This is a genomic window from Candidatus Symbiopectobacterium sp. NZEC151, from assembly GCF_025962655.1.
In the GTDB taxonomy this organism is placed as follows: domain Bacteria; phylum Pseudomonadota; class Gammaproteobacteria; order Enterobacterales; family Enterobacteriaceae; genus Symbiopectobacterium.
Genome location: NZ_JAGFPE010000006.1, coordinates 185656 through 199537 on the forward strand (window position 1 = coordinate 185656; position 13882 = coordinate 199537).

Sequence of the window (13882 nt, forward strand, 5' to 3'; positions counted from 1 at the left end):
ATCACCTTGGATATCCTTATCTTAACCTGTTTTGCCGTATTTATCGTCCTGCGTTATTGCCCCGCGTTACGGGGCAACCAACACCGCAGGCTGACAGGGATTACCAGAATCCCAACACCTTCCACCACATACCGCCAATACCCAACCAGATAGGAATCACCACCAGGCTAATAAAGAAGCCAATTTTCCACCAGGTTGCCAGCGGCATATAACCACATCCGAACAGGATCGGTGCCGGACCGCTTGAGTAGTGCGTGGTGGACATGAACAGGTTACTGAAGATACCAAACGCCAGAACGGTCAACATCGGCGGTGCGCCTGCCGCTAACGCAATGGAAACGAAGATGGCATACATGGCGCTGATATGGGCAATCGCACTCGCCATTAGGTAGTGGCTGTAATAGTACACCAGCAACAAGATACCGAGCATCGGCAGCCAGTGGAATCCGCTGACAGCGTTGCCCGCCAGTTGGCCTAACCAGGCAATCAGCCCCATCTTGTTCAGTTGCCCTGCCAGGGTCATCAGCACGGCGAACCATACCACGGTGTGCCAGGCTTCCTTCTCGCCCACCACGTCATCCCAGCTCAGCGCACGGCTTAACAGCAGCACACTCAGCCCCGCCAGCGCGGTCAGGGTCGCATCGATATTCAGCGTGGAACCCAGCACCCAGAAGGTGACCAGACCCAGGAATACGCCTAACACCACCCATTCGTCGCGCGTCATGCGCCCCATTTCACGCAAGCGCTCGACAGCGATGGCACGCATTTCCGTGGTCTGTTTCAATTCAGGCGGATAGAAGCGATAGATGAGATAGGGAATCAACGCCAGAGACAGGATACCCGGCACCAACGTTGCCAGCGCCCAATCGGTCCAGCTGATGTGAATACCGAGCTGTGCTGCCAGTTTCGCCACCATCGGGTTACCGGCCATGGAGGTCATGAACATGGCGGAGGTGATGGCGTTACACTGGAAAATAGACTGCACCAGAAACGCCCCGATACGCCGCTGGGTGCCTTTCTCCGGCGTAGAATCATAGGCCTCGGAGATAGAACGGAACAGTGGCGTGATGATCCCACCGCAGCGCGCCGAGGTGGAAGGCATCGCCGGGGCAAACAGCAGGTCAGTGAACACCAGACCATAGGCCAGACCGAGCGAGCTGTTACCCAGTTTACTGATGAACAGCAAACCGATACGGCGACCAAAACCGGTTTTGATAAAGCCGCGCGAGATAAAGAAGGCGCAGGCGATCATCCAGATGGTAGGGTCGCTAAACCCTGCCAACACGTCTTTAATCGAGAGCAAGCCAAGGATCGCCACGGACGTCAAACTGAACATCGCCATGGCACCGAGGGGATACGGGGAGAGGATAAGACCAATAACGGTGGCGATGAAGATGGCCATCAGGTGCCAGGCATCGGGCTTGACGCCCTCTGGCACGGGTAATAACCATAACGCAATTGCGATACCGATAATGATGAGGAGCTTAACTAACCTGCTACTGTTTGCAGACATAAAAACACCACGCTAGAAGATTAAAACGGAATTCGTTTTTTCCACCCAATGCAGTGCGGAGGAGCAGTGTTTCGTTATTCTTCCTTCATCACCCCGATTACCAATATCTTATTCGTTGATTGTCGTTCTAATTCGGTAATAAGGATATTTTGTAAAGCGGATACATCAGCAGTAGAAAAAAAGGCGAGAAAACAATTGGTCAGGGTATTTTTCTCGCCCCATCAAATCGTATGATTAACGTAGGACATAATAGAGTAAACGGCAGTTGAATGATCGTTATTTTACTTACTAAACCGATTTAATAGTTTAAATATATTGGTCATTTAGCATCATCTACGCTGAAAAAAAAGTGCGGTCAGTCACGGGGTAATAAATGGAAATTAAGTTATTAGAAAAAGTGATGTGAAAAATAAAATAATAACGCGGTAAACAATACCGCGTTATTCCCATCATTATCACTTACAGGCTCCAAAATAATACCGCCAACAGTTGAGGGGACATAATGCGCAAAAACATCGCCATCGGATAGACCGTCGCATACGAGAGCGCGGCGGCCCCGCTGGTGGCATGCAGTCCGTTGGCAAAGGCCAGTGCAGGCGGATCCGTCATTGAACCTGCCAACATCCCACACAACGTCAGGTAGTTCATTTTCCCGACCGCTCGCGCCAACACACCGACGATTAACAGTGGAATGATGGTGATACAGGCACCGTAGGCCACCCACCAAATGCCTTCGCCGTACAGCAGGGTATCAAAAAAGTCGCCGCCCGATTTTAGCCCAACCACGGAAAGAAACAGCACAATACCCAATTCGCGCAGCGCCAGGTTCGCACTGGGCGGCATAAACCAGTAGAGCTTCCCGATACCGCCGATTCGCCCGAGGATCAGCGCCACCACCAAGGGCCCTCCGGCTAATCCAAGCCGCAAAGCAACGGGGAAACCGGGAATAAACAGGGGCACCGAGCCCACCAGCACACCAAGACCAATGCCGATGAACACCGGCAGCATTTGCACCTGCTGTAGCTTCTGCTGGGCGTTGCCAACAATATCTGCCACCGCATCGATGGCCGTCTTGCGCCCCACCAGGTTAAGAATATCGCCAAACTGTAACGTGGCATTATTGCTGGCGACCAATTCAACACCAGCACGATTGAGCCGTGAGATCACCACGTCGTAGTTCTGCTTCAGATTCAACTCACGAATTTTTCGCCCAAGCACCTTGTCATGGGTAACAACCACACGCTCTACGTGCAGATCCGTACCGCGCGTGGAGAGCGAGGTATCGACCTCATCGCCTATCACCAAGCGAGCCTGATCCAAATCATGGCGGGCCCCCACCAGATGCAGATAATCGCCCAGTTGAATCAAGGTGGCGGGCGCGGGCACCATCAGCGTATCGCCGCGTTTCAGTCGGGAACAAACGATGGCATCGCTATTGAGCATCGGCACATCTTGAATCGCCAACCCCTGCAAGTTCGGGTTGTTCACCTTGATGTTCATGGTTTGCAACTGCTCATGGTGATGGCCGTTACTGTTATCAAACTGCCTGGCTTCCGCCTCAACCATGACGCGAAACCCCACGCGCAGCAGCCACATCACCAGCAAAATGCCGCAGATGCCTAGCGGGTAAGCCATCGCATAACCCGTGCCCATCAGGGTGACCTGCGCCGGGTTAGAGCCTAAATCGGTCAGGATCTGTTGCCCGGCACCGAGAGACGGCGTATTGGTCACCGCGCCGGAGAAAATCCCCAGAATAATCGGCAATGGAACGGCAAACAGCTTGTGAATGATGATGGTGACGATACAGCCCAACAGCACGGTCAGTAGCGCGAAGCCATTTAGCCGCAGGCCGGAAACGCGTAATGAAGAGAAGAAACCGGGGCCCACCTGGATACCGATGGTGTAGACAAACAGGATGAGCCCAAATTCCTGAATGAAGTGCAGCATGTCATTGTTGAGGGTGAACTGGAAGTATTGGGCAAAATGCCCCACCACAATACCACCGAACAGCACGCCGCCGATGCCCAGGCCAACGCCGTAGATACGCCAGTTGCCTATCCACAGCCCCAATACTGCTACCAACGCCAGCATACTCACGGTCAGTGCGATATCACTCATACCCGTATCCTTGTGCAGCCGTCTTTCGCTTGAAAATCAGTCTAGACCTACGCTACAAAAGCGCCACTGACAGGCAGTCTGGCAGAAGGGGAAGCGAGAATCCGTGCCTTCCAGCACAAATCCTTATGGGTGATGGGGAAATAAAAATCCCCGGCAAAAACCGGGGATGGATAACGACTCAGCGCATAATTTACGGATCAAGCATCGCTGGCCGATTCAGGCGCGTGCGTCAACTCAGGGCGGCTGCCGCCAATGGCGATACGCTGCGGTTGCAGTTCTGCTGGCACTTCACGCACCAGATCGATATGCAGCAAACCGAGTTCAAATTTCGCCTCGGAGACAGACAAGTGCTCCGCCAGCGTAAAGCTCAAGGTGAACGGTTTAAACGCCAGACCCTGATGCAGATATTCCACTTTCTTCTCCGGCAGCGTCGGCGTACCGCTTACCGTCAGACGCGGTCCTTCCACTTCGATCGCAAGTTCGCTTTGCTGAAACCCGGCCAGGGCCAGCGTGATGCGATAGTGGTTGTCGTCTTTTTTCTCAATGTTGTAGGGAGGAAACTCAACGGCCTCCTGAGTGCCCTGCATTGAGCTGGCCAATTTGTCAAAACCGATCCACTGACGCAGCAGCGGTGATAAATCATAGTTACGCATAATGTGACTCCTTCTTTGAAGCGAGAATGTGCCTTCAGAGGAGCAGACAGGCTCCACCGAATTCGCCCCCTAACGGCGGGCGGGCGTTAAAACTGGGTGTTAAACGTTAACGTCGTCTTATTTGATATCAATACGGCGCGGCTTCATCGTTTCCGGCACCACGCGCGCCAGGTCGATATACAACAAGCCATGTTCCAGGTTGGCACCGGTAATTTGAATATGCTCAGCCAACTGGAATTTGCGCTCAAAGTTGCGCTCGGCAATGCCCTGATAGAGATAGTTACGTGTTACCGGCTCACCGCCGTGTGCGCCTTTCACAATCAGCAGATTGTCATGAGCGGTAATCTCCAACTCATGCTCGGCAAAACCCGCGACAGCGATGGCAATGCGGTAATGGTTGTCATCCACCCGTTCAACATTGTAGGGAGGATAGCCACCGTTGCCCTGACCTTGCCCGGCTTCCAGCAGATTAAACAGACGATCGAAACCGATGGCGGAACGATACAGGGGAGAAAAATCGAAATTGCGCATTACAGCCTCCTAAATATTCAGCGAGGATTACTATGAGCCTTCTTTGATAGACAGGCCCTACACCCCATCGGCTACCCTGTCGGCATAGCGTCATAATCTGGGGCTACAATAAAGATGGGGACCGGGCTCAAACTTTCAAGGCTGCGATCGAAGCAATTTTTCCTTTTCCGAAAAATTTATCGGAAAATGAAGTACTACCACCACAACACAAAACATGACATCTTACGTAGAGCCCGTGGCACAAAGGCAAGGTCTGGCGTAAGCCGACCATTTCTCAATGGACAGCGATATGAAAGTACTGAGACGTACTGCACTCTCTTTGTTGATAGCAGGAAGCGGGCTGGCACTTACCGGCGGCTGTTCCAGCGTGATGACCCACACCGGTCCCCATCAGGGTTACTACTCCGGCACGCGTGCCAATATGGACGTACTGAACGGTGAAGATGCCAGTTGGGCCATGACGCCACTGGTGATTCTCGATATGCCGTTTTCTGCCGTCATGGACACCTTGCTGTTGCCTTATGACTATTCGCGCTCGGGCAAAGAAAAGCCGGACGATTCGTTACGCGCACGCATCCATCACGATGAAGCACTCCCCATCATCCCCGCAAGCGCCGCGCAATCCAGCACTGCGCATCCGTAGCCTGTTTGCCATGCAGGCTCTCAAACAGACCGGTTTTTGACAGACATATCTTTATTTATCAGCATAATAGCGCCGTTATTTCGGGGGCACATTGCCACCTGAGCGTCTATGGATGTGAAGTTAATGAAGCTAAACAGCCTTTCCCGCGTGTTCCACATCAGTAAAGGGGAATTTATGCCCCACTCGCTTAAAAAACCCAACAGCCTTAGCCGGCTCGCTCAGATAGATAACGAGGGTATTGAATTGACCCGTTGCAGGCGCATGCCGATGCCCCCCGCAGGCACGATTGCCTTTCGTCAACCGCATCGTGTGAAAAGCGTGTGGCTGCACGCCTCACAGGAAATGATTGTGCTCGGGGAGGAAGAGAAAGCCCTGTAACAGGTTGAACGGCTGGCATGAACAGGCCATGTGGCGTGCATTTCCAGTTTACGCAATTGGTTATCCCATAAAGTTTATACAATATAAAATATATATTTGTTAGGTTGAATTTCGTTCGCCCATTTTTTGCTTTTTTTTCGATCTTCAACCAGGGGGTTTTATGTCATGGTTTACCCGTTTGTCTCGCTGGGGAGGCAACGCGCTCCTGCTCTCAGGATGGCTGGCCGCCAGCGCGCACGCCGCCACCACGCCGCAGCGCGGCGGTACACTGACGTTGATACTGTCCAGTGAGCCGTCCACATTGGTTTCACTCGCGACCGTCGCTCAACCGGCGATTGCAGTCAGTGGCAAAGTCACGGAAGGGCTGCTGACCTACGATTACGATCTAAATCCGCAGCCACAGTTGGCAACGTCCTGGGACATCAGCCCCGATGGCAAGACCTATACTTTCCACCTGCGTCAGGGCGTGAAATGGCACGACGGTCAGCCTTTTACCTCCGCTGACGTGGCCTACTCCATTCAGTTACTGAAACAAATACACCCGCGTGCCAGAAGCACCTTTGCCAACGTTAGCGACATTAAAACCCCCGATGCGCTGACCGCCGTCTTTGAGTTATCACATCCGGCCCCTTATTTATTGCGTGCGTTTGCCGCCGGTGAAACACCGATTCTGCCAAAACACATCTATGACGTGCCGGGCGGCGATCCGCTGAAAAATGCCAATAACAACGGGCCGATCGGCACCGGCCCGTATATTTTCAGCGAATGGGTGCGCGGCAGTCACATTGTCTACAAACGCAATCCCAACTACTGGGATAACCCAAAACCCTATCTGGACCAGCTGATCGTCAAGTTCTCGCCGGATGCCGTGGTGCGCACGCTGGCGCTGGAAACCGGTGATGCCGACATCGCGTACCGTACGCCGGTTGCGCTGAGTGAAATCGCCCGATTGAAGAAAGAGGGCAAGCTGGGCTTTGAAACCAAAGGGAATAATTACTCTTACAGCGTTGCATCACTGCAATTCAATCTGGATGACAAGATTTTCAAAGACCTACGTGTGCGTCAGGCGTTTTCCCACGCCATTGACAGGGATGCGCTGGTGCGCATTGCCTACTTTGGCCTGGCGACGCCGACTGCATCTCCCGTTGCCCCCGGCTTGAAAACCTTCCACGACCCGTCGCCGACCCCGTATCCCTTCGATCTGGCTGCCGCCAACCGCCTGCTGGATGAAGCCGGATACCCGCGTGGTGCAGACGGCATACGCTTTAGCATCACGCTGGACTACAACACCTATGACGATGCTTTCCGTCGTATCGCCGATTTCACACGAGCAGCGCTGGCCAAAATTGGGGTCGCGGTAACGCTGCGTTCATCGGACATTTCGTCGCACACCAAACGTGTCTACACCGATCGCGACTTTGCGCTGGCGTTGAACATGTTTGCCAACTTGTACGATCCTACCGCAGGCGTACAGCGTCTCTACTGGTCGAAGAACTATCGCGTTGGGCTGCCGTTCTCCAACACTTCGCACTACGTTAACCCCGAAGTGGATCGCCTGCTGGAAGCGGCGCAAACGGAAAACGACAATACCAAACGCATTGCGCAGTTCCGCCAGTTCCAGCACATCGTGATGCATGACGCGCCGGACATTAACCTGCTGTCGCCGCAGTTCATCACCATTTACAACCCGCGCGTGCACGACCATTCGCCAACGGCAGATGGCGTTGAAGGGAATCTGGCGGGAGTATGGGTAGAGCCTAAACCGTAAGATGATCCCCGCTGTATCAGCGGGGAAGCTAACCGCATCAGTCCGCGTGCAGGGATGCACGCGCACCGTTCAGGTGGCGGGCCAGCAGTTCCGCGCACAGATCGCCGTTGCGCGTCTCGATGGCGCGCAGAATTTTACTGTGCTCTTCGGCCACGCGCTGCCAGTCGCCGCTGCGTGCGTTCCACTGATTGCCTTTGAAACGCGTGCGATACAGACGGGCATTGAGATTATTGTGCAGCTCAATCAGTGTGGCATTGTGCGAAGCGTGCACCAACGCCTGATGAAAGGCTTGATTGGCATGAAAATAACGCAACGATTCTCCGGCATGAAACGCCGTCATCAACGCCTGTTCCTGCTGCTGTAGCGCGTACAGATCGTCGGGTGTCGCTTGCAGCGCTGCCAGTCGACCCGCCAGTTTTTCCATTTCGGTATACACCACCAGCATGTCTTCAATTTCATTCGCTGCCAGAGATGCCACCACCACGCGCTTATTCGGGCGCAAATCCACCAGCCCCTGGGCCGCCAGCATTTTCAGCGCTTCACGCAGCGGAGTTTGCGAGATTTGCAGGGTGCTGCAAATGCTTTGCACATTGATGGGATCGCCGGGTTGCAGGATGTCCTGCACGATAAGATCGCGCACATAGTCCGCCACGCGGTCGGTCAGCGGCCGCCGGTCAACCACCACGGCGGGAAGGGGAGCCGGGCTGGCCCGGTTTGCTGCGTCAGTCTGATCCATAGCGCCCTCATTGCTGATTTATCGGCCAGGATAACCACACTGCCATATGCGTTAATTGGCAATGCATAGCTGATAAAGTTTATACAATATAAAATATATATTTGTTAATTTGACCGCAACTTAGCCAACCACGATTGGCTTGTCAACGGCAAATAAAACAGAAGGAATTCTCATGCATCTGCGTATCGATACGGCGGTTTCCTGGCTGAAAATGTCCTTGCTGAAACCCATCCCGCAGGTGGTATAACATGAGCACGCATTACGATGCCGGTATCGCGCAGCAGTTCGCAGAGCAATACACGCTGCCGTTGGAAACGCTGCGTCGCCGCCAAAGCATGAAATGGCAGTATCACGCGCTGGAGATTCTCCCCGCCTGGGTGGCGGAGATGGATTTCGCCCCAGCCCCTGCCGTTGCTGACGTATTACGTCACTGGTATCTGGCTCAGGATACCGGCTACCCTTATCGGCAACGCGACCGAGCGGAACATCTGCTGGCGCGCGCCTTCAGTCGCTATACCGCACGTGAATTTAACTGGGAAACCGATCCTGCCAACGTGTTGGCGCTCAACGAATTGGTGCAGGCAGTCTATTTGCTGATTTTGGCATTCAGTGAGCCGGGTGACGGCATTGTGCTGCAAACCCCCAGCTATCCGCCCTTTTATGATGCGATTAACGACACCGGCCGCCGGTTACAGGCCAGCCCGCTGGTGGACAACGGTCAGGGCTATGAAATCGATTTCGATCATCTTGCCCGCCAGATTGATGCCAGGACACGTATCCTGCTGCTGTGTAACCCACACAACCCCACCGGACGCGCATTGCGGCGCGATGAGCTGGAAAAGCTGGCAGCACTGGCCGAAGCCCATGATTTGATCGTAATTGCCAATGAGATTCATGCCGATCTGGTGTATCCCGGGCAGGAACATATTCCATTTGCTACGGTGGCACCGGGCCTTGCGGCACGTACCATCACCCTGAACTCGGCCAGTAAGAGTTTCAATATCGCCGGACTGCGCTGTGCGCTGATGTATTTCGGTGACGGCGCGTTAAAACAGCGCTTTACCCAACGTCTGCCCGCCCGGATTTTAGGCTACCCCTCCGGTATTGGTATTGATGCCACCGTGGCCGCCTGGGATCGCGGCCACAGTTGGCTGGAAGGCGCACGCCACTACCTGCTGGAGCGGCGCGAGCAAGTGATCAGCACGGTGCGCACCGCGCTGCCGGAGGTTCGCGTCCACACCCCCGAGGCAACCTACTTCGCCTGGCTGGATTTTAGCGCGCTGCAATTACCAACTGCCGCTGGCGCGTATTACCTGGAGCACGCCAAAGTGGCGCTCAGCGCAGGTGAAACCTTTAACCCCGGCGCAGAAGCCTTCGCACGCCTTAACTTCGCCACATCAAAGGCGCTGCTGCAACAGATTCTGGACGCGGTGATTGCCGCCTCACGGCGCGCTTAACGGAACCCTACCCATGTCAGACACACACTCAGGCCCAGTAACACCGCAGGCCACACTCGGTATTTTGATGGTGAAAACCCATTTTCGCCGCTATCTGGGCGATATTGGCAACCCCGGCACCTGGCCGTTTCCGGTACGCTATCGGGTGGTGGAAGAGGCCATCCCACAACGGATGGGGCACCTCGATCAACACGATTTGCTGGAGCCGTTCAAACGTGCGGCGCAGGCACTCATCGACGAGGGCGTTGATGGGCTGACCACCAGTTGTGGCTTCCTCTCCTACTATCAGCAAGAGTTGGCGGCCTGGTCACCGGTGCCGATTGTCACCAGCAGCCTGCTGCAATACCCGTTGTTGCAGCGCCTGCTTCCCGCCGGAAAAACACCGCTGATTTTGACCTTCGACGATCGCGCGCTGCGCGGTGATTATCTGGAAAAAGTCGGCATCCCCGGCGATGCCCACGTGGTGGGTATGCCACCGGACTCCGAGTTTGTGCGTTCAATTCGTGACGGTGACGACAGCGTCCCGTATGCTATTTTACAGCAAGAAGTGCTGGCTACCGCGCAGCAGGCGCTGGCGCGCTACCCGCAAACCGGGGCGTTGGTACTCGAATGCACCAATCTGGCCCCCTTCAGCGCCGCGCTGCATGCCCGCTTTGGTTTGCCGGTATTCGACACCGTAACGCTGGTTCGCTGGTTTTATGGCGCGCTGCAACCGCGTGCTTATGATGGGGGAGAAAATTGGTGCCGGTAACAGGTTTTCATCAGGTAACCCCTTCATGACACAACGCTATGACGTTATCGTGATTGGCGGCGGCATCGTCGGCCACGCCATCGCTTATGGTTTGCAGCGCCAACGGGCCAGCACGGCGATTCTCGATGGCGGCGACACCGACTTTCGCGCCTCACGCGGTAACTTCGGCCTGATTTGGGTACAGGGCAAAGGCGTCAATTGTCCGCCTTACAGCCAGCTCTCCTGTCTGGCATCCACGCGCTGGCCCGAATTTGCGCAACGCCTACGCGCTGAAACCGATATTGATTGCGGGTTGTCTCAGCCCGGCGGTATCAATTTCTGCTTAACGCCAGAGGCGCTGGACAGCGCCATACGCAACGTCAGCAAACTGCAACAGGGCAACCCGGACTTTACCTATCAGGTGTGGGATAACGCCACGCTGCGCCAACATGTGCCTGAAGCATCACGCCACATAGCCGGTGCCATCTATTCTCCCCATGACGGCCATGTCAATCCGCTGCTGACGCTGCGCGCGCTGTCCTACGCCTTTCAGCAGGCGGGCGGGCGCTATTTTCCGTCCCATCCGGTCAGTGATATTGAAAGCCATCAGGACGGTTTCACCTTGCACACGCCGCAGGGCGAATGGCACGCCAAACGTATCGTGCTGGCCGCCGGGCTGGAAAATGCGCGCCTTGGGGCACAGGTCGATCTCCCGATCCCGATTGAACCGGTGCGTGGACAAGTATTGGTGACCGAGCGGCTGGCGCCCTTTCTGCGCTATCCCTCCAACCTGCTACGGCAAACGCAGGAGGGCACGGTGATGATCGGGGATTCGCAAGAGCATGTCGGGTTTAACACCCAGACGCAACCCGAGGTTCAACAGCAGATTGCCCAACGGGCAATACGCGCATTCCCCTGTCTGGCCCACGCGCAGATTGTACGCACTTGGGGTGCGTTGCGGATCATGACGCCCGATGGTTTGCCGGTTTATGATGAATCCCGTCGCTACCCCGGAGCCTTTGCCGTCACCTGCCACAGCGGTGTTACGCTGGCAGCGCTGCATAGCGAGCTGCTTCCGGCGTGGATTTTAGGCGGTGCACTTCCTTCGCTTTTTGAGGTATTTCATGTCCAGCGTTTCCCGGTTCCAGCCGCTACCCACGGTTGATGCACCGCAAATTACCCTGTGGGTGAACGATGAGCCGATTACCGCACGCGCTGGCTGGACGCTGGCCGCCGCACTGCTGGCAAACGGCATCACCACCACGCGCCATACGGCCATTGACCAACAGCCGCGCGGCCCGTTTTGCATGATGGGCGTCTGCTTCGAGTGCCGCGTCACGGTCGATGATATTCCCAACGTGCAATCTTGCATGACGCCGGTGCGTGACGGTATGCGGGTCACCCTGCCTCAGGGCGCGAGGGTGCTATCATGACCCATTCCACCACAGCGAATACCTGTGACCTGCTGATCATTGGCGCGGGCCCGGCCGGGCTGAAAGCGGCACAGGTTGCCAGCGCAGCAGGCTTATCCGTCTGGCTGGCCGATGAAAACTCGCTGCCGGGCGGTCAACTGCTGCGACAGGTCACCCAGTCACCGTTTGCTAATCCACAAACCCTGTTCGGCGAAGAGTACAGCGCACGCCGTAGCCTGGCAGAAGCCGCCTTCTCTCCCCGCGTGCGCTATCTGGCGCGTACCGCCGTCTGGCAGGTGACGCCGGAGAAACAGGTCTATCTGTTAGAGCAGGGCGAGTCCCCACGCCAGCATGTGGTGCAGGCCCGTTTTATTCTGCTGGCAACTGGCGCACAAGAACGCAGTTTCCCGCTGCCGGGCTGGACATTACCCGGTGCGATGACCGTGGGTGCCGCACAACTGTTGATGAAATCAGCGGGATTGCTGCCCCCTGCGGACAGCATTCTGGTGGGCAACGGCCCACTGCTGTTGCTGTTCGCCGCGCAGGTGATCCGCGCGGGAGGCCGAATTCAAGCGGTGCTGGACACTACGCGCACGCAGGATTATCTGCGGGCGCTGCCACGGTTGCCGAAGGCATTACGGCATACCTCACGCGATCTGTTCAAAGGCATCAAGCTGCTGCGCGAACTGCAACGTGCCAAGGTGCCTTATTATTCCGGCGTGACCGATATTGCCGTAGAAGGAGACACGCAGGTCACCACCGTGCGCTTTTCCCATCGAGGCCATCCGATACAGTGCGTGACCTCAACGGTATTGAGCCATATCGGGGTGATTCCGGCCACGCAGTGCGCCAACGCGCTCGGTTGCAAACTGGTTTGGGATGATGAGCAACACTACTGGCAGCCGGAAGTGGACGAACGGCAGGAAAGCAGCCAACCTGGTATCTATCTGGCGGGGGACGCTAGCGGCATTGAGGGCGGAGAAGCAGCTATTCTCAGCGGTCAGCTTGCCGCATTAAGCATTGTGCATGCGGCGGGCAAGCTCGCAGAAGATGACTATCAGCAACAATGTGCTGGCCTGCGGCAACAGCGCGCCGCGCTGCGTTCGCTGCGCCCCTTTCTGGCAGCGCTTTACCCCATTCCCAAACAAGCACAAAAGCCCCGTGACGATGTGACCATCTGCCGCTGTGAACAGGTGAGTGCCGGGGAAATTCGCCAAGCGGCGCGCGCTGGCTGCACCGGCATGAACCAGTTGAAGGCGTTTACCCGTTGCGGCATGGGCCCCTGTCAGGGACGGATGTGCGGGCACAACGCGGCGGTTATTCTGGCCGACACGCAGCAGCGTCAGGTATCAGAAACCGGATATGCACGCGCCCGTTTTCCGCTGAAGCCGGTCACGCTGGCGCAATTGGCACTCAGCAGTGACGATAGCGAGGTATAAACTTAATCGCGCTGATAGCCTATTCCCGTAGGCGTTATTGGCGCAGTCCGTTTGGGCTCGGGCAGCGCGCAGAAACCGGAACCTGTACGCAGTGCGTGCGCGGCCCTAAGATAAAAAGGGAATAGGCGTTAAATCTCTTCAATACATTTATCGCCGATGACTTCGGCAATTTTCAATTGTGCGAACGCTTCTTTAATAAATTCGCACCGGTTCAATTTATCCGTATTACGCCCGTGAATAAACGACACTTCGATAAGGGTGCGGTAGTGACGATTATCTTCATCGAGCCACTCCTCCGTCCCTGCAATTTTATTATCCTTCACGGTGAGTCGGTCGGCATAAAAACCGGAATATAAATAATAGCGACCACAGTAATAATTATCGTGTGCCGCACAAACGATATCCCAATATTGACTCAACAACGCGTTAACATCTTCCTTATTTCTATTGCTGCCAAAATATAAAAAATAGGATCGCTTCACGCAACGTGCCTCTTATTTTTTT

General features: G+C 55.4%; 14 protein-coding genes. 8 read left to right on the forward strand and 6 right to left on the reverse strand.

The genetic code is table 11. The features are described 5' to 3' along the window. Positions 1 to 100: 100 nt before the first annotated feature. From J5067_RS17970 to ibpA, 4 genes are all read right to left on the reverse strand, one after another. On the reverse strand, positions 101 to 1513 hold the full coding sequence (locus J5067_RS17970; RefSeq protein WP_264645232.1) for an anion permease: 1413 nt from the start codon (positions 1511 to 1513) through the stop codon (positions 101 to 103). 459 nt (positions 1514 to 1972) lie between these two features. Continuing rightward, on the reverse strand, positions 1973 to 3631 hold the full coding sequence (locus J5067_RS17975; RefSeq protein ID WP_264651687.1) for a putative transporter: 1659 nt from the start codon (positions 3629 to 3631) through the stop codon (positions 1973 to 1975). Between the two features lie 197 nt (positions 3632 to 3828). After that, positions 3829 to 4284, reverse strand: coding sequence for a small heat shock chaperone IbpB (gene ibpB / locus J5067_RS17980; RefSeq protein WP_264645234.1), 456 nt, complete (start codon positions 4282 to 4284; stop codon positions 3829 to 3831). A gap of 117 nt (positions 4285 to 4401) precedes the next feature. Beyond that, positions 4402 to 4815: a small heat shock chaperone IbpA gene (gene ibpA, locus J5067_RS17985; RefSeq protein ID WP_264651688.1), complete on the reverse strand. Its 414-nt coding sequence runs from the start codon at positions 4813 to 4815 to the stop codon at positions 4402 to 4404. Positions 4816 to 5104: 289 nt separating this feature from the next. Here ibpA and J5067_RS17990 point away from each other — a divergent pair, with 289 nt between their 5' ends. From J5067_RS17990 to J5067_RS18000, 3 genes are all read left to right on the forward strand, one after another. Then, positions 5105 to 5458 carry a YceK/YidQ family lipoprotein gene (locus tag J5067_RS17990; protein ID WP_264645236.1) on the forward strand — a complete coding sequence of 118 codons (354 nt, stop codon included), beginning with the start codon at positions 5105 to 5107 and terminating at the stop codon, positions 5456 to 5458. Positions 5459 to 5581: 123 nt separating this feature from the next. Beyond that, positions 5582 to 5836 (forward strand): hypothetical protein, encoded by a 255-nt coding sequence (locus tag J5067_RS17995; protein WP_264645237.1) that lies wholly within the window; start codon positions 5582 to 5584, stop codon positions 5834 to 5836. A gap of 160 nt (positions 5837 to 5996) precedes the next feature. After that, entirely contained in the window at positions 5997 to 7604 is a 1608-nt protein-coding gene (locus J5067_RS18000; RefSeq protein WP_264651689.1) for an ABC transporter substrate-binding protein, read from the forward strand. A 37-nt stretch (positions 7605 to 7641) separates the two neighbouring features. On the opposite strand, the gene J5067_RS18005 is transcribed toward J5067_RS18000, so the two are convergent. Then, positions 7642 to 8340 carry a GntR family transcriptional regulator gene (locus J5067_RS18005; RefSeq protein WP_264651690.1) on the reverse strand — a complete coding sequence of 233 codons (699 nt, stop codon included), beginning with the start codon at positions 8338 to 8340 and terminating at the stop codon, positions 7642 to 7644. A 248-nt stretch (positions 8341 to 8588) separates the two neighbouring features. On the opposite strand from J5067_RS18005, the gene J5067_RS18010 reads away from it, so the two are divergent. The 5 genes from J5067_RS18010 to J5067_RS18030 are packed head-to-tail and all read left to right on the forward strand — an operon-like array spanning position 8589 to position 13378. Next, positions 8589 to 9797: a MalY/PatB family protein gene (locus J5067_RS18010; protein WP_264651691.1), complete on the forward strand. Its 1209-nt coding sequence runs from the start codon at positions 8589 to 8591 to the stop codon at positions 9795 to 9797. A gap of 13 nt (positions 9798 to 9810) precedes the next feature. Further along, positions 9811 to 10548, forward strand: a complete 738-nt coding sequence (locus tag J5067_RS18015; RefSeq protein WP_264651692.1) for an aspartate/glutamate racemase family protein — start codon at positions 9811 to 9813, stop codon at positions 10546 to 10548. Between the two features lie 25 nt (positions 10549 to 10573). Continuing rightward, positions 10574 to 11692 (forward strand): FAD-binding oxidoreductase, encoded by a 1119-nt coding sequence (locus J5067_RS18020; protein WP_264651693.1) that lies wholly within the window; start codon positions 10574 to 10576, stop codon positions 11690 to 11692. After that, positions 11652 to 11960, forward strand: a complete 309-nt coding sequence (locus J5067_RS18025; protein ID WP_264645243.1) for a (2Fe-2S)-binding protein — start codon at positions 11652 to 11654, stop codon at positions 11958 to 11960. Before J5067_RS18020 ends, J5067_RS18025 begins: the two co-directional genes overlap by 41 nt. Beyond that, positions 11957 to 13378, forward strand: a complete 1422-nt coding sequence (locus J5067_RS18030) for an NAD(P)/FAD-dependent oxidoreductase (RefSeq protein WP_264651694.1) — start codon at positions 11957 to 11959, stop codon at positions 13376 to 13378. The genes J5067_RS18025 and J5067_RS18030 overlap by 4 nt, the downstream gene beginning before the upstream one ends. 128 nt (positions 13379 to 13506) lie before the next feature. Here J5067_RS18030 and J5067_RS18035 read toward each other — a convergent pair whose 3' ends face one another. Further along, positions 13507 to 13860: a hypothetical protein gene (locus tag J5067_RS18035; RefSeq protein WP_264645245.1), complete on the reverse strand. Its 354-nt coding sequence runs from the start codon at positions 13858 to 13860 to the stop codon at positions 13507 to 13509. Between the last annotated feature and the right edge of the window lie 22 nt (positions 13861 to 13882).